The 13,515-nt window shown below is 61.9% G+C and carries 19 protein-coding genes and 1 tRNA gene; 7 read left to right on the top strand and 13 right to left on the bottom strand.

What is annotated here, in order from left to right:
* Positions 1 to 4: 4 nt before the first annotated feature.
* The 4 genes from HCN50_RS17095 to HCN50_RS17080 all read right to left on the bottom strand — a co-directional run bounded on the left by HCN50_RS17095 (position 5) and on the right by HCN50_RS17080 (position 3,908).
* Positions 5 to 931, bottom strand: coding sequence for a dihydrodipicolinate synthase family protein (locus HCN50_RS17095; RefSeq protein WP_171710844.1), 927 nt, complete (start codon positions 929 to 931; stop codon positions 5 to 7).
* 76 nt (positions 932 to 1,007) lie between these two features.
* Positions 1,008 to 1,991, bottom strand: a complete 984-nt coding sequence (locus HCN50_RS17090; protein WP_171710843.1) for a TRAP transporter substrate-binding protein — start codon at positions 1,989 to 1,991, stop codon at positions 1,008 to 1,010.
* A gap of 28 nt (positions 1,992 to 2,019) precedes the next feature.
* Complete coding sequence (locus tag HCN50_RS17085) at positions 2,020 to 3,285, bottom strand: TRAP transporter large permease (protein ID WP_171710842.1); 1,266 nt, start codon at positions 3,283 to 3,285, stop codon at positions 2,020 to 2,022.
* Positions 3,285 to 3,908, bottom strand: a complete 624-nt coding sequence (locus HCN50_RS17080) for a TRAP transporter small permease (RefSeq protein WP_171710841.1) — start codon at positions 3,906 to 3,908, stop codon at positions 3,285 to 3,287. Before HCN50_RS17080 ends, HCN50_RS17085 begins: the two co-directional genes overlap by 1 nt.
* Before the next feature lie 176 nt (positions 3,909 to 4,084).
* On the opposite strand from HCN50_RS17080, the gene HCN50_RS17075 reads away from it, so the two are divergent.
* Positions 4,085 to 4,765, top strand: a complete 681-nt coding sequence (locus tag HCN50_RS17075; RefSeq protein ID WP_171710840.1) for a GntR family transcriptional regulator — start codon at positions 4,085 to 4,087, stop codon at positions 4,763 to 4,765.
* 134 nt (positions 4,766 to 4,899) lie between these two features.
* Here the strand turns inward: HCN50_RS17075 and HCN50_RS17070 are convergent, their stop codons facing one another.
* Genes HCN50_RS17070 through HCN50_RS17060 form a run of 3 tightly spaced genes read right to left on the bottom strand, consistent with a single transcriptional unit; the run spans position 4,900 to position 7,828 of the window.
* Positions 4,900 to 6,258 (bottom strand): TRAP transporter large permease, encoded by a 1,359-nt coding sequence (locus tag HCN50_RS17070; RefSeq protein WP_171710839.1) that lies wholly within the window; start codon positions 6,256 to 6,258, stop codon positions 4,900 to 4,902.
* Entirely contained in the window at positions 6,255 to 6,809 is a 555-nt protein-coding gene (locus HCN50_RS17065; protein WP_171710838.1) for a TRAP transporter small permease, read from the bottom strand. The genes HCN50_RS17070 and HCN50_RS17065 overlap by 4 nt, the downstream gene beginning before the upstream one ends.
* A complete protein-coding gene (locus tag HCN50_RS17060; protein ID WP_171710837.1) occupies positions 6,806 to 7,828 on the bottom strand; it encodes a TRAP transporter substrate-binding protein in 1,023 nt (340 codons plus the stop codon). Before HCN50_RS17060 ends, HCN50_RS17065 begins: the two co-directional genes overlap by 4 nt.
* A 396-nt stretch (positions 7,829 to 8,224) precedes the next feature.
* Here HCN50_RS17060 and HCN50_RS17055 point away from each other — a divergent pair, with 396 nt between their 5' ends.
* Positions 8,225 to 8,461 carry a pentapeptide MXKDX repeat protein gene (locus HCN50_RS17055; RefSeq protein ID WP_171710836.1) on the top strand — a complete coding sequence of 79 codons (237 nt, stop codon included), beginning with the start codon at positions 8,225 to 8,227 and terminating at the stop codon, positions 8,459 to 8,461.
* 123 nt (positions 8,462 to 8,584) lie between these two features.
* Here the strand turns inward: HCN50_RS17055 and HCN50_RS17050 are convergent, their stop codons facing one another.
* Together HCN50_RS17050 and HCN50_RS17045 are read right to left on the bottom strand one after the other, a co-directional pair.
* Complete coding sequence (locus HCN50_RS17050; protein ID WP_171710835.1) at positions 8,585 to 8,938, bottom strand: DUF6481 family protein; 354 nt, start codon at positions 8,936 to 8,938, stop codon at positions 8,585 to 8,587.
* Between the two features lie 228 nt (positions 8,939 to 9,166).
* Positions 9,167 to 9,412, bottom strand: a complete 246-nt coding sequence (locus HCN50_RS17045) for a hypothetical protein (RefSeq protein ID WP_171710834.1) — start codon at positions 9,410 to 9,412, stop codon at positions 9,167 to 9,169.
* Between the two features lie 210 nt (positions 9,413 to 9,622).
* Here HCN50_RS17045 and HCN50_RS17040 point away from each other — a divergent pair, with 210 nt between their 5' ends.
* From HCN50_RS17040 to HCN50_RS17025, 4 genes are all read left to right on the top strand, one after another.
* Positions 9,623 to 9,871, top strand: coding sequence for a hypothetical protein (locus HCN50_RS17040; RefSeq protein WP_171710833.1), 249 nt, complete (start codon positions 9,623 to 9,625; stop codon positions 9,869 to 9,871).
* Between the two features lie 44 nt (positions 9,872 to 9,915).
* The gene (locus tag HCN50_RS17035; protein ID WP_171710832.1) at positions 9,916 to 10,218 is read left to right on the top strand and encodes a hypothetical protein; all 303 of its coding nucleotides are present in this window, start codon (positions 9,916 to 9,918) and stop codon (positions 10,216 to 10,218) included.
* A gap of 717 nt (positions 10,219 to 10,935) precedes the next feature.
* A complete protein-coding gene (locus HCN50_RS17030) occupies positions 10,936 to 11,097 on the top strand; it encodes a hypothetical protein (RefSeq protein ID WP_171710831.1) in 162 nt (53 codons plus the stop codon).
* A 117-nt stretch (positions 11,098 to 11,214) separates the two neighbouring features.
* Positions 11,215 to 11,553 carry an H-NS histone family protein gene (locus HCN50_RS17025; protein ID WP_311968060.1) on the top strand — a complete coding sequence of 113 codons (339 nt, stop codon included), beginning with the start codon at positions 11,215 to 11,217 and terminating at the stop codon, positions 11,551 to 11,553.
* A gap of 231 nt (positions 11,554 to 11,784) precedes the next feature.
* Here the strand turns inward: HCN50_RS17025 and HCN50_RS34800 are convergent, their stop codons facing one another.
* On the bottom strand, positions 11,785 to 12,036 hold the full coding sequence (locus tag HCN50_RS34800; RefSeq protein ID WP_171710830.1) for a PilZ domain-containing protein: 252 nt from the start codon (positions 12,034 to 12,036) through the stop codon (positions 11,785 to 11,787).
* Positions 12,037 to 12,296: 260 nt separating this feature from the next.
* Here HCN50_RS34800 and HCN50_RS17015 point away from each other — a divergent pair, with 260 nt between their 5' ends.
* Positions 12,297 to 12,572 (top strand): hypothetical protein, encoded by a 276-nt coding sequence (locus tag HCN50_RS17015; RefSeq protein ID WP_171710829.1) that lies wholly within the window; start codon positions 12,297 to 12,299, stop codon positions 12,570 to 12,572.
* A gap of 40 nt (positions 12,573 to 12,612) precedes the next feature.
* Here the strand turns inward: HCN50_RS17015 and HCN50_RS17010 are convergent, their stop codons facing one another.
* The 3 genes from HCN50_RS17010 to HCN50_RS17000 form a co-directional block, all read right to left on the bottom strand.
* On the bottom strand, positions 12,613 to 12,897 hold the full coding sequence (locus HCN50_RS17010) for a DUF3551 domain-containing protein (RefSeq protein WP_171710828.1): 285 nt from the start codon (positions 12,895 to 12,897) through the stop codon (positions 12,613 to 12,615).
* Positions 12,898 to 13,068: 171 nt separating this feature from the next.
* Positions 13,069 to 13,326 (bottom strand): hypothetical protein, encoded by a 258-nt coding sequence (locus HCN50_RS17005; protein ID WP_171710827.1) that lies wholly within the window; start codon positions 13,324 to 13,326, stop codon positions 13,069 to 13,071.
* Between the two features lie 112 nt (positions 13,327 to 13,438).
* Positions 13,439 to 13,515: transfer RNA gene (locus HCN50_RS17000), tRNA-Arg, on the bottom strand.

Raw genomic sequence — 13,515 nt, 5'->3', positions numbered from 1 at the left:
CCGCCTACGCGGCCTTCAGGCCGACATTCGGCAGCACAGGCCGGTTCTTCAGCGCCTTCGCCATCATCGCTTCGACCTCGGCCTTCTCGTGCGGCAGCAACGCCAGCCGCGGCGGGCGGGTCAGCGCGGTGCCGCGGCCCATGATGTGCTCGCACAGCTTGATGCATTGAACGAGGTCCGGGCGGGCATCGAGATGCAACAGCGGCATGAACCATTCGTAGAGCGGCATCGCCTCGGCATAGCGCCCCGCCTTGGCGAGGCGGAACAGGGTCTCGCCCTCGCGCGGGAAGGCATTCGACATGCCGGACACCCAGCCGACCGCGCCCATGGCCACGCTCTCGACGATGACGTCGTCGAGGCCTGCGAACAGCACGAAGCGGTCGCCGACCATGTTGCGGGTGTCGATGAAACGCCGCGTGTCGCCGGAGGAATCCTTGAAGCAGACGACGGTTTCGACGTCGGCGAGCGAGGCCAGAATGTCCGGCGTGACGTCGTTCTTGTAGATCGGCGGGTTGTTGTAGAGCATGACCGGCAGGTCGGTCGCGCTGGCAACCGAGCGGAAATGCGCGGCGGTCTCATGCGACTTGGACGAATAGACCAACGCGGGCATCACCATGATGCCGTCGATGCCGACGCGCGCGGCTTCCTTCGCGGTCTCGACGGCGAAGGCGGTCGTGAATTCGGCAATGCCGCACAGCACGGGCACGCGGCCGGCCGCGACGGATTTTGCCGCTTCCATGATTGCAACCTTCTCCTTGCGCTCCAGTGAGGTGTTCTCACCGACGGACCCGCAGACGATCAGTCCGGAAACGCCGTCGCGGATCAGGCCATCCATGACCTTGGCGGTGGCGTCGATATTGAGCGACAGGTCGTCGTTGAACTGCGTGGTAACGGCCGGGAAGACGCCTTCCCAGGAAATGCGTGGGCTCATTATTTGGCTCCAATTGGGATTTGCCGGCGGATGGTTTGAAACCGCCAGGCGCTAGTTTGGAAACGATGGGTGGGGGTTAAAGCGTTGCGCCGACCTTCCGCAGCTCGGCAAGGACAGGCGCCTTGGGCAGCCAGACCTTGTCGAACTCGGCAATGACCGCCTCGGTATCTCCGGCGGGGACCTGACGGATGGGGATCGGCGCGTTCTTGAAGTTCTCGATCAGCTTGGGCTCGTTGCCGGCCAGTTCGTCGATTTGGGCATCGAGCGTCGACTTGACCGTCTTGGTGATCAGCTCGCGGTCGGCTGCCGGCAGCGATTGCCAGACCCGGCCGGAGACGACGGCTGCCATCGGCATGAAGACGGCGTTCATCTGCAGGATGACCTTTGACACCTTGTCGAAGCGCTGGTTCCAGGAGAACTCCAGATCCGCCTCGAGACCGTCGACCTGGCCGTTCGCCATGGCATCGAACACCTGGGGCGTCGGGATCGGCGTCGGCGCCGCGCCGAGCGACGAATAGAAGTCGCGGTAGACCGGCGTCGGGTTGATGCGCAGCTTCATGCCCTTAATATCGGCCAGACCAGTCAGGTCTTTCGACGAGAAGATGGCGCGCATGCCGGTGATGCCCCAGCCGAGGCCGATCGTGCCGGTTTCCTGTGGCAGCACGTCGAACAGCTTGATCGCTGCCGGATGGCGGACGAATTTCGCCACCGACGGTGTCGAGCGCACGATGTAGGGCGCATTGATTGCCGCGATGTGCGGAACGCGCGAGCCGAGCTCGGCGGCTTGGATGAATCCCATGTCGAGCGCGCCGGACTGCAATTGCTGCATCATCGCCGGCTCGTTGCCGAGTTGGCCGGAGTGAAACACCGTCATGGTCAGACGGCCGTTGGTCGCCGCCTTGAGATCGTCGCCGAGCTTCAGCGCCGCCTTGTTCCAGGAATGGCCATTGGGCGTAATCAGGCCGAGGCGGAATTCCTTGGCTTGAGCCAGCGCCAGCGACGGCGCGAACAGCGGCACGGCCGCGCTGGCGGCAAGGAAGCGGCGACGCGAAAGAGACATGGCAAGGCTCCTAAAGGGGTTTTCGGGTTTACTTGATGAGGACGAGGGAAAGGGGCGGGTAGAGCGACAGCAGCACCAGAAGGATGCAGGAGATGCCGAACAGCGGCAGCGTCACCATGAACATCTTTCCGGGCTTGGCGCCGGTGACGGCGGCCGCCACGAAGAAGCAAAGACCGACCGGAGGTGACAGCAATCCGAGCACGAGATTGATCACCACCACCACGCCGAACTGGCGCGGATCGATGTGATAGACCTCGGTCGCAACCGGCAGCAGGATCGGCACCGTCATGATCAGGCCGGGAATGCCATCGATCACCGTGCCGATGATCAGCAGGATCACGTTGCAGAGGAGCATGAAGCTGACGGGATCCTTGGCGACCGACTGGATCCAGCCCGCGGTCTCCTGCGGCACCTTGCCGAAGATCAGCACCCAGGAGAACACGGCGGCAGCCGCGACCAGGAACAGCACGATCGCCGAGTAGATGCCGGCGCGCAGCATCATCTGCGGAAGCTGCGAAAACTGGAATTCCTTGGTCCAGTATTTTCCGACCAGCGCGGCGGCCACGGCGCCGACGGCCGCGGACTCCGTCGCGTTGGCGAGCCCGCCGAGGATGCTGCCGACGATCACGATGGGAATGAGAAGCGTCGGCGATGTCCGCAGGATCGTCGCCACGCGCTGCCGTGGGGTCTGATAATCGGCCTTGGGATAGTTGTAGATGTATCCCATCAACGCGATGACGATGCAGAACATCACTGTCAGGATCACGCCCGGTACGATGCCGGCAATCAGCATGTCGCTGACGGAAACCTGCGCCAGCACGCTGTAGACCACGAACATCACCGAGGGCGGAATGATCGGTCCGAGCATGCCGCCGTAGGCGGTCAGACCGGCGGCAAAGGTCTTGTCGTAACCCTTCTTTTCCATCTCCGGCACCATGATCTGCGCCATGATTGCGACCTGCGCCGTCGCAGATCCCAGGATGGAGGAGATGAACATGTTGGCGAGGATGTTGACGTAGGCGAGCCCGCCTTTCAGCGAGCCGACAAAGGCCATTGCCATGTCGACAATGCGCCGCGTGATGCCGCCGCCGTTCATGATTTCGCCGATCAGGATGAACAGCGGGATCGCGATCAGTCCATAACTGTCGACGCCGCCGAAAAGCTGCAGCGGGTAGGACTGGAACAGCACCGGATTGCCCGACGCGATGATGTAGACGAAGCCGGCCAGGCACAAGCAAAGGCCGATCGGCACCCCGACCAGCATGATCGCGATGAAGGCGGCTGACGTGATCACTAGTTGACCCCGTCGAGTTCGGAGAGCTGAAAGCCCTTCGGCGGCGTCCGCGGCACCAGTTCGAGATCTTCGAGCAGGTTTGCGAGCCCATGAACGGTCATGGAGACCGCGAAGATCGGCAGCGTCAGATAGAGCACCCAGGTCGGCCAGTTCAGCGTCTGCGTTCGCTCGGTGTAGAGGAAGTTGAACGTCTCGGCGGCGAGCTTGCGCGCGTCGAAACCGGCGCGGGCCAACCCGATCGGATCCATCCAGAGGAAGCAGGTGATGATCAGGGTCACGCCGAACACGACGACCATTGCCGTCGCGATGACCTTCGCGATCTTCTGATTCCGCGCTGACAAGCGTTCGGTCATCATCGTGACCGCGAAGTCGAGCCGCAGCCGGGTCATGGCGGAGGCGCCGATGAAGGTCAGCCAGACCACGCAATAGACCGCCGATTCATCGATCCAGTAGATCGGGAAATGCGAATAGCGGGTGACGACGTTCACCAGGATCAATGCCGTCAAGAGATACATCAGGCTCATCAAGGCGATGCGCTCGAAGGCGAGCAGGAGACTCGAAGCCCTGACAACGATCCGCCAGGCGCTGAACGCCGGCGCTTGCGCAATCGTCTGGTCGATCATGAAGAGCCCCGCTGCCCCCTCGGAAATTTCCCGTGCTATTCGAGGGTGTATAATTTATACAATCTTGTCAAATGGTGATTGTGGGCACGGACAGCTTTTGCTGGGGCGGGGCCACGTCAACGTGCGAAACAGGGCCGCCTCGATCGGAAGGGCCGGCAATGATGACGGAAGATCAAATGAAAGGCGCTCTGAAGCACCGGACGCTGTCGGCCGCGATCGTCGACCAGCTCAGGCAGGCCATTCTCGACGGCACCTATCCGGCCGGCTGCCAGCTGCGGCAGGATGCGCTCGGCGACGCGTATGGCGTGAGCCGCATTCCGGTGCGCGAAGCGCTGTTTCAGCTCGAGGCCGAAGGGTTGGTGCGAATCGTCCCGCAAAAAGGCGCGATCGTCTCCGAGCTGTCGCTCGACGAAATCAACGACGTGTTCGATCTTCGCGGGATCATGGAGCCGCGGCTCCTGGCGCAGTCCGCACCGCATTTTGCGGAAGCAGATTTTGCCGCGCTGGACGATATCCAGAAGCGCTTTGAGAAGGCGATCAAAGCGGGCAATGTCAGCGAGTGGGGGCAGCTCAATGCCGATTTCCATATGGCGCTGTACGCCCACGCGCGGCGGCCGCGGACCAAGGCGATCGTCGTGGCGCTATTGCAGACCAGCGACCGCTATACGCGCCTGCAGCTTTCCAACACCAAGGCGATGGGGAAGGCCGAAAAGGAGCACGCCCATCTGATCGCGCTATGCCGGGCGAAAAAGATCGACGAGGCCTGCCGGTTTCTCGAGCGGCATATCGAGGCTGTCAGGACGGACCTGTTGCAGGTGGTGGGCGGCGGCTCGATCGCGGCGCGGGCCGGGCGGTGAAGGTTGACATCGGCGCAGGCCTAACCGCGTCATTGCGAGGAGCGAAAGCGCGAAGCAATCCATCCTTCCTCATACGCGGAGGGATGGATTGCTTCGCTTCGCTCGCAATGACGGGGTGAGAGCGATCGGAAGCCTCACCTCCCTCCATCCGGGCCCATTACGAGATCCGGCAGCCAGGTCGAAATCCCCGGGAAGAAGCACAACAACAGCACCGCCAGCATCATCAGCAGCACGAAGGGCAGGGTGCCCCAGATCACTTCGCTCAAGGGAATGTCGGGAGCGACGTTGCGAATGACGAAGATGTTCAGGCCGACCGGCGGGTGGATCAGCCCCATCTCCATCACGATCGTCATGACCACGCCGAACCAGATAATGTCGAAATTGGCGGCGCGCAGCGGCGGCAGGATGATCGGAGCGGTCATCAGGATGATCGACACCGGCGGCAGGAAAAAGCCGAGCACCACCACCATCAGCAGGATCGCGGTCAATAGCTCCCAGCGCGGCAGATGCATGGCGACGATGGATTCCGCCGCCGACTGCGAAATGTGCAAATAGCTCATCACGTAGGAATAGAGCAGCGACATGCCGATGATCATCATCAGCATGGTCGATTCGCGGATGGTGGATTTGAGGATCGGCGACAGGTCGCTCGGCCGCCATACGCTGTAGATCACCGCAATCAGCGCCAGTGCCAGAAGCCCGCCTAACCCTGCGGTTTCCGATGGCGTCGCGTAGCCGCCATACAGCGCGATCATCACGCCGGTCAGCAGCAGCACGAACGGGATCACCCGCGGCAGCATGGTGAAGCGCTCGGCCATCGTGAATTCGTCGCGCTGCAGGATGGCGGCTTCCGCTCCGGTCTTTTCATACAGCACCTGCGCTGCCGCAAACTCCTTGCGGAAGCGCAGCACCGCGTAGATGCCGAACAGCGTCACCAGGAGCAATCCCGGGCCGATGCCGGCGAGGAACAGCCGTCCCAGCGATTTCTCCGCGGCGACCGCGAACAGGATCATGGTGATCGAGGGCGGCAGCAGGATGCCGAGCGTGCCGCCGGCGGCGATGATGCCGGCAGCAAAGCCGCCGGAATAGCCGCGCTTGCGCATCTCGGGAATGCCGGCCGAACCGATCGCCGAGCAGGTCGCGGGCGAGGAGCCCGCCATGGCCGCAAACAGCGCGCAGGCGAATACGTTGGCGACGCCAAGTCCGCCAGGCACGCGATGCAGCCAGGCATGCAGCGCGGAATAAAGATCCTGACCGGCGCGCGATTTGCCGATCGCCGCGCCCTTGAGAATGAACAGCGGGATCGACAGCAGCGTGATCGAGGCCATTTCCTCGTAGACGTTCTGCGTCACGGTATCGAGTGACGCAGCCGGCATGTAGATCGCCATGAAGACGACCGCGACGGCGCCCAAAGCAAAAGCAATGGGCATGCCGGAAAACATCGCAAACAGGGTCGCCAGTCCGTAACTGATACCAATTCCAAGAACGCTCATCGACGTGAAGCACCAGCAAAGGGAATAATGATCTGCAACAGGATCTGCAGGCACAGCAGCGTCATGCCCAGTGCCATCAGGACGTAGGGGATCGCGAGCGGCGGCGACCACATCGAGTTCGACACCTGGCCGTCGACATAGGCCTCATGCGCCAGCGTCCAGGATTTCCAGGCAAAGAAGGCGCAGAACAACAGGCTCGCGACATCGACGAGCCACAGCCGGATGCGGTTGGCGAGCGGCGACATCAGCCCGACAAAGGCCTCAATGCCGATATGGCCGCGCTGGCCCTGCACATAGGCAGCCGTCATGAAGGTGGCGCCGACGAGCAGAAACACCGCCGCCTCGTCCTGCCAGTAGTTGGGGCTGTGGAACAGGGCGCGGCCGAGCACGCTGTAACTGAGGATCACGCAGGCCGCGATCAGCGCGAGCGCGGCAAAGACCACGATGACGCTGTTGCATAGCGCCAGCGTCCGGCCGAGCGCCGCCACGAGCGGATTGCCCGTGGCGGCTTCGGAATGGTCCTTCTGATCCGGAACCGGACCATGCATCATGCGGCAACGTCGCTGGCAAGCTTCAGCAGATTGGCCGACGTCGCCGTCTTGGCGCTGTAGTCCTTCCACGCGGTATCGCGCGCGATGTCCCGCCACTTGCCGACGGTCGCGACATCGAGCTTGCTGACCTTGGCGCCGGCCTTCTCATAGACCTTGGCGACCTCGATATCGTCGTCCTGTGCGCCCTTGCGGCCGAACGCTTCCAGTTCGCTGCCGACCGACAGGATGATGTCCTGGTGGTTCTTGGGCAATTTGTCGAAGATCGCCTTCGACATCATCAAGGGCTCGAGCATGAACCAGTAAGAGGCGCCGGCACCCGAGGTCAGCGACTTCGCGACCTCTTCGAGGCGGAACGAGATCAGGCTGGTGGAGGAGGTGATGCCGGCATCGCAGGCGCCGGTCTGCATCGCGGCGTAGATTTCGTTCGACGGCACCGAGAGCACGGCAGCGCCCGCGGTCTGCAGCACCATGTCCATTTCGCGCGAGCCGCCGCGCACCTTCAGCCCCTTGGCGTCTTCGGGGAGGACGATCGGTCGGGAACGGCTGGCGACGCCGCCAGCCTGCCAGATCCAGGTCAGCAGAATGATCCCCTTGTCGGCGAGGAAGTCGGTCAGTGCCTTGCCAACCGGCTCCTTCTTCCAGCGTAGGCCCTGGTCATAGGTTGCAACCAGGCCCGGCATCAGGCCGATATTGGTCTCCGGCAATTCGCCGCCGGCGTAAGGCATCGGATACAGGCTGATATCCAGCGCACCTTTGCGCATCGCCGAAAATTGCGCGTTGGTCTTGATCAGCGAAGAGTTCGGATAGACTTCGGCCGCGATCTCGCCGCCGCTTCGCTTGGCGACTTCAGCGGCGAAGGTGCGGCACAGCCGGTCGCGGAAGTCGCCCTTGTCGATGGTGCCGCCCGGGAATTGGTGCGAGATCTTCAGCGTGGTGGCGGCATGGGCGGTGCCGGTGCCGAAGCGAAGAACGGCGGGCGCGGCAAATGCCGATGCGATGAGATGGCGGCGTGTGAGCATGGTTTCTCCCCTGCAAATGGTTCTTGGGTCGGCGATCCGGACCGGCAGCCCATCCAAGCCGGTATTCGTCCCGAAGTGGCTCTAGTCTGATAGTTCGAGGCGGTGTGATAGGTCGAGGTGGTGCGCGACGGCAAGCCCTGATCCCAGCCCCAGACCAAAGCCCGCTACGGTTGCGGCGCACGCCCCGGGGACAGCCGTTCGCAGAAGACTCCGTCAATAATGCGTCCAACATCGGGCACCCGCGGAGCACGAGCGCCATCATTTTGCCGGCTTCAACTAACCGTGAGAATGGAAGAAATTTTTGGGTATGGCGGGTAACGAAGCCGGTCGCAGCATCGTCGTTGGGGAAGCGGCAGATGTCGCATCTTGAGAAACCAACCCAAAGGACGACCACCCATGACCACGACCCGCTTCAGCCTCGGCCTTTCTGCCGCGCTCGTTTCGCTTGGCCTTGCCTTCGCGCCAGCCGCCTTCGCTCAGGACAAGATGGGCAAGGACGACGGCATGAAGAAGGAATCCATGTCCAAGGACGCGATGAAGAAAGATGACGGCATGATGAAGAAGGACGGCATGAAGCACGATGGCATGATGAAAGACGGCATGAAAAAAGACGACGGCATGAAGAAGAACTGAGCCGCACCGTCATGCCGGGGCGATGCACAGCATCGAACCCGAGATTCCGGGTCTGGTGCTAACGCACCACCCCGGAATGACCGAGTCCGGGCAGGCGTGCCAGCACGGACCGCGCCTCGCCGCCTACCTCTTCTTGCCCTTGCTCTTGCGCGCGGCGTACCGCGCGTCGCGCTTGGCCTTCTGCTCGGCTTCCAGCGCCGCCTGTCTGGCGGCCTCCTCTTCCTTCTCGCGCGCGATCCTGGCCGCTTCCGCCGCAGCGGCCTCGGCCTCGCGGCGCTTCTGCTCGGCCTTTTCGGCTTCCTTTGCCTCTCGTGCCTTGGCGCGGGCGGCGGCGAGGGCCTCGCGCTCGGCCTGACGGCGCTTCACCTCGGGATCATCAGGTCCTGGTTGGGCGCGAAACTTGTTCAGGATGTTCTGCCGCGCCTGCATCGCGGCCTTCTGGCGGTCCGCGAAGTTCGGTTCCTTGAATCCACTCATTTAAAGAGGCCTTGTCGCTTTCACTCTTGGGGTTGGGCGCCCACGGGCGCGGAATGGCGCCTAGGTAAGTGAACCCGGGCCAAAATGCCAGCGTCGAAAGCGAGCCGGCAGAGCAGGGGAGACTTGCGTGAATAGCAAATGACCCGAACCGACGCTGACGAGCCGACTACATCAGGCTTGCGGTGCTCTACGGATCACGTCCGGCAGGCATACTTTGCTTGAAACGCGCTAGAAGCTTTCGCGCCGCCCGCCGGGCCGGAGAACGCGGGCGACGGTCATCGCCGTCATCGCCACCCGATCCGCGATCCGCTGTGCCTCCAGCCTTTCGCGGGCTTTCTCCCTGACAATGATCTCGATCAGTTCGAGCCGCCTGGTCTCGTCGACTGCATCGGCCAGCAATTGCTTGTAGCGAAGGTAGTCGTAGCTTGCTTCCTGCTTGCCGGACTCCTGCCCGCCTGTTTCCTGCCTGTCCATCGCACGCCCCGCACACGCGCTCGCATCGAACCGGCAATTTCGATCAAGGGTTGCGGGCGTGCAACGGATTTGCGCGACTTATACCCCGTTTCCCCGTCCACGGGCTCTGCACACAAGCCCATGTAATGTGATTTTCTTCACAGGGCCAGGGCCGGGGCGACCCTATTTTCCGGGCTTCCAAAACAGCTTCCAAAACAGGAGCGACCCGCCATGCCACACAATTGGTGGACCCGCAAAAACCTCGTTCTGGCCGCCGCGGCCGTCTCGCTGGCCTGCATCACCGCTTTCGCGATGTTCGGGCTGTCCACGCCGGAGCCGGTCTTGAGTGCAGCCCTTGGTCCGGAATGGCAGTGCAGCCGGTTGGCATTCGTGTTCACGACCTGCAGCCGGGTCAAGAACAGCCAGTCTACGCCCGTCCGCGTTGCCAAAGTCTCGGTGTGCGGCCGGTTGCGGACGTAATAGGATTGGGCCGGACGCGGTGTGGCCTCAAACTGGAGTTTCCTATGCGAAAACTGACTCGTTTTGTGGTGGCCGCATCCGCGGCGGCACTCACATTCGTGCCGGCCGGCGTCGCTCTGGCGCAAGACAAGGCGGGTGGCGGAACCACCACAACGGCAGACCCACCGGCGGCCGCGCCGGAAACCACCCCTGAGAAGGGCAATGCCGCGCCGAAGAAAAAGAAACCGGCCAGGATGACCCGGCAGCAGGAGATCGACCGTTCGATCGACCGTGGCACGGTGCCCGCGCGTTACCGGAGCTCGGTGCCGAAGCAGTATCATCAATATATTCCGTTCGATAAACGGTAAGACGCGGCGAATAGCTGCATCCGCTACAATCAATTTGTCACACGGAACAGTCCGGCGCTTGCTCACCGTACTCGTACGGATTGGCTGCGCCGAGAAGGCGCATCTATAACAGCGGCGCTTGCAGCGGGGGGCAGGGCGTTCGTTCATCACGACGAGCGCGACCACTGGAGGCCACGAGGCCCGGACTCCTAGGCACTCCGGGCCTCGTCTACTCGCCAGTCACGGCGGCTGAGCCACTACCGGCTTGTCCCGAACTAACCCAGCAGCCGGTAGATGATGCCGGTCGACGCGCCGGCCAGGCAGAACGCCAGCGTCATGCAGACCAATGCCTCGTCGCGATCCAATTCGGGGGGTGGCGGGCTCAACAAATCCTCGCGCGGCCGTTTCACTTCATGCAGCAGGAAAACGCTTTGAGGGCATTCCGTTCCTGGCGCGAGAGGTTTGTGCCCATCTTAGCGCCGATTTCGGTTCCGCAGGAGGCCCCCACCGCTCGATAGGATAATCTGCGCCGGATAAAAATCGTTATGATTCAAGAGCTTTTTAAAGTTCCCTTAAATCATAAATGAGTTCCTGTTGAGGCCGCACCGCCGCGCGGCCCGAATAGCCGGGCGCCGCTCCTATCACCTACCCCAGGGGGACGAGCGCTCGGCTATTATGGGCATCCCCTGATCGTGCGGACAAAAGCCGCAAGTGATCCCGTCGTGGAGGCTTGGAAGAATGGCCGGCCGCGCGATTGGTAACGATGAAAATCCTGCCGAACGCCCCGTCTCGCGCGCGCTGCAACCGGGTTGTGTCCGCGATCAAATCATCAACAGTTGTGCGACGCTGTGGATGGAAATCTGGTGCGGCTTCAAGCGGATTCCATTACGGTTGCGCTGAGTAAGAAATACAAATCTGCTGGAACTTTTCGGGCCGAACGAGGTTCTCAATCGGCCTTATTCTGCTCGTTTGCTTAGCAACGATGACAACCACATCGAATCATGATTGGGGACGGTCGTGAACCGAATTGACTTCAAATCAATGTCCACGGACGAGCTATGGGCACTCCACGAAGAAGTTGCTGCCAGGCTTGCAACGGCACTGCTCGCGGAGAAGCGTCTGCTCGAAGATCGCCTGAAGCAACTCAACGGCGGCATTGAAGCCGAGCGCACAAAATCATCGAGCCCAAGATCGTCGACCGGGCGGCGTCCGTATCCAACGGTCGTTCCGAAATTTCGAAATCCGGATCGGCCATCCGAGACTTGGGCAGGGCGAGGGAAGACGCCCCGCTGGCTTGTTGCAAAACTGAAGTCCGGCAAGCGGATCGACGACTTCCGCATAAGGCACGTAGCGTAAGCAAGCGCCGGCGGCCTCTTTGGCAGAGGTAGCGGCGCAGAGCGAACGGACGATCCCAGGACATTGCTCGAACACCTGTCGCGGACCAAGACGGCTCGCGCGCGAGAGGATTGCACGAAAGCTCCCAGCCGGCGTTGGGATGTTCAAGTGCAACCGAAAGCAGCAGGTTCGACGCAGCGCGTTCCTACTAGTTCCAATCCTGGCGCTGTTTCGTTGCCGGACGTGGATCGATCAGTTTTGAAACGCAACACCGATGAAATCGCCTTGCCGCCAGATCACGCGGCACTCGCGAACGGTATGAAATTTGTCGAAAGTCAGTTCGAAATTCAACGGCAGCAAATTCAGACTGTGAAGTTCAATGCCGGCCCCGGAATTCGTGATGTCCTGAACGCGGCAGGTAAGGACGCCGCGCTGGGTGTCAAAGAACAGCAGCGCGTCTTTTGAGATCGTTGTCCTCGCGATAGATCGGCGTTCAAGTTCCATCCTAATACCACCAGTTCGTGCCTGCCCTGGCAATCAGAGGCTATCGAATGGCCCGCAGGCAGCAACCAGCTTCGGTCTTCTTCGTAAACAATCAATTTTAATCATCCCAAAAAGCCGGGGTGATTCCGGGAGCGGCCGTCTCCGAATGGCCTGCAGTTGCGCCTTAAGCACAGCTCGGGCTGTTCCGTGTGTGGAACTCATGAACGGACTTGATGCATGGGCGAAAGCCGTGGCCTCTCTAATACATAGAGGGGAATCAGATGATCTTACGTTGGGTGTATGTGCTGGCGCTGTGTCTTGGAACATCAAGCGCCGGATTTGCGAGCGAACAGTCAGGCATCTTGCGTCGGATTTCATGCCCTGTCGTGCGGTACTATGTGGCGAAATACAGTGCGCCCGCTGCGGAGCAATGGGCCCGGAGCAAGGGCGCGAGCGACGCCGAGATCGATGCGGCCCGGCGCTGCCTGAAGCCCGAAACCACGCGAACGGCGAAGACTCCATCCCGGCCGCTTGCGCTCGGCACCTACGGCTGGTGACCTCGGGCGCCGAGGCCGGCGGCGTGCAGCAGACCGGCTTTCAATACGGCTGATAGCGCCTCTGGCGTTTGCCGCGCCCGGCGTTCGGCCCGCCGTAGTATGGATTGACGACGCATTGGGCGCTGCGGCCCGATGCCGACGCCTGACACTGCGCCATCGTTCGATAGTGGCACTCGAAGTAGTAATCCACGAAGCCCTGGTAGACCTGCAGGCAAACGGGGTAGCTCGGATCGTAGGTCTGGGCGCGGGCGGATGAGGGCGGGGCGATCGTCGCGGCTAAAACTGTCAAAGCGATTGCTGTGGCAGATGCATGCGGCAGCTTCATCCTGATGTCCTCCCAGACTTCCCCGCGGAATTATCGCGGTCCTCTCCCAACGACAAAACACCAGCGCGCGGAGCTTGTTCCGGCAGGAAGCAGGTAGCCCGCATTCGCGCCTTGGGGCGCGCACTCGCTCGACCCGTTGATCCATCCGACGTTGGCGGCGCGCAGCTCAGTTCAGACTTCCCAGTCCTCAAACCCATATTCCCGATAGATCGCGGCGCGATCCGAATGGGGGTTCAGCCGGCACTTGGCCTGGGCGAGATGCAGGTTGATGGTGCCGGGCTGGCAATTGGCCGCCAAGAGTTTCCGGATGTCGTCCATCTGCTGGCGCGATTGCTGGGTTGGTTCGAGCTGCTCGAGCGCGACCAGCGCCGTCGCCAGCGCTTCCGTGACCACCCATTCGTCGTGGCCGGTGATTCCCTTTCTTGGCATGACGACCGTATCCTTTGTCAGGGCAACGGAAGCAATTCTTGGCCGGCATCATAGGCCCAGAATCCAACCGAGACGACAATGAAGTCGAAATTGCGGAAAGGCGTAGCGGTAGTGGCGATCCCGGCAGGATTCGAACCTGCAACCCGCGGAGTAGAAATCCGCTACTCTATCCAGTTGAGCTACGGGACC

Source organism: Bradyrhizobium archetypum, assembly GCF_013114835.1.
Taxonomy (GTDB): domain Bacteria; phylum Pseudomonadota; class Alphaproteobacteria; order Rhizobiales; family Xanthobacteraceae; genus Bradyrhizobium; species Bradyrhizobium archetypum.
The sequence above is the reverse complement of the archived record's forward strand: the minus strand, read 5'-3'. Positions and strand labels throughout refer to the sequence as shown.

Excerpts from the sequence above, each read along its gene's own strand:
- HCN50_RS17095 (WP_171710844.1), bottom strand. The coding sequence starts at position 931 with ATGAGCCCACGCATTTCCTGGGAAGGCGTCTTCCCGGCCGTTACCACG.
- HCN50_RS17090 (WP_171710843.1), bottom strand. The coding sequence starts at position 1,991 with ATGTCTCTTTCGCGTCGCCGCTTCCTTGCCGCCAGCGCGGCCGTGCCG.
- HCN50_RS17080 (WP_171710841.1), bottom strand. The coding sequence starts at position 3,908 with ATGATCGACCAGACGATTGCGCAAGCGCCGGCGTTCAGCGCCTGGCGG.
- HCN50_RS17075 (WP_171710840.1), top strand. The coding sequence starts at position 4,085 with ATGAAAGGCGCTCTGAAGCACCGGACGCTGTCGGCCGCGATCGTCGAC.
- HCN50_RS17070 (WP_171710839.1), bottom strand. The coding sequence starts at position 6,258 with ATGAGCGTTCTTGGAATTGGTATCAGTTACGGACTGGCGACCCTGTTT.
- HCN50_RS17065 (WP_171710838.1), bottom strand. The coding sequence starts at position 6,809 with ATGATGCATGGTCCGGTTCCGGATCAGAAGGACCATTCCGAAGCCGCC.
- HCN50_RS17060 (WP_171710837.1), bottom strand. The coding sequence starts at position 7,828 with ATGCTCACACGCCGCCATCTCATCGCATCGGCATTTGCCGCGCCCGCC.
- HCN50_RS17055 (WP_171710836.1), top strand. The coding sequence starts at position 8,225 with ATGACCACGACCCGCTTCAGCCTCGGCCTTTCTGCCGCGCTCGTTTCG.
- HCN50_RS17050 (WP_171710835.1), bottom strand. The coding sequence starts at position 8,938 with ATGAGTGGATTCAAGGAACCGAACTTCGCGGACCGCCAGAAGGCCGCG.
- HCN50_RS17045 (WP_171710834.1), bottom strand. The coding sequence starts at position 9,412 with ATGGACAGGCAGGAAACAGGCGGGCAGGAGTCCGGCAAGCAGGAAGCA.
- HCN50_RS17040 (WP_171710833.1), top strand. The coding sequence starts at position 9,623 with ATGCCACACAATTGGTGGACCCGCAAAAACCTCGTTCTGGCCGCCGCG.
- HCN50_RS17035 (WP_171710832.1), top strand. The coding sequence starts at position 9,916 with ATGCGAAAACTGACTCGTTTTGTGGTGGCCGCATCCGCGGCGGCACTC.
- HCN50_RS17030 (WP_171710831.1), top strand. The coding sequence starts at position 10,936 with ATGGCCGGCCGCGCGATTGGTAACGATGAAAATCCTGCCGAACGCCCC.
- HCN50_RS34800 (WP_171710830.1), bottom strand. The coding sequence starts at position 12,036 with ATGGAACTTGAACGCCGATCTATCGCGAGGACAACGATCTCAAAAGAC.
- HCN50_RS17015 (WP_171710829.1), top strand. The coding sequence starts at position 12,297 with ATGATCTTACGTTGGGTGTATGTGCTGGCGCTGTGTCTTGGAACATCA.
- HCN50_RS17010 (WP_171710828.1), bottom strand. The coding sequence starts at position 12,897 with ATGAAGCTGCCGCATGCATCTGCCACAGCAATCGCTTTGACAGTTTTA.
- HCN50_RS17005 (WP_171710827.1), bottom strand. The coding sequence starts at position 13,326 with ATGCCAAGAAAGGGAATCACCGGCCACGACGAATGGGTGGTCACGGAA.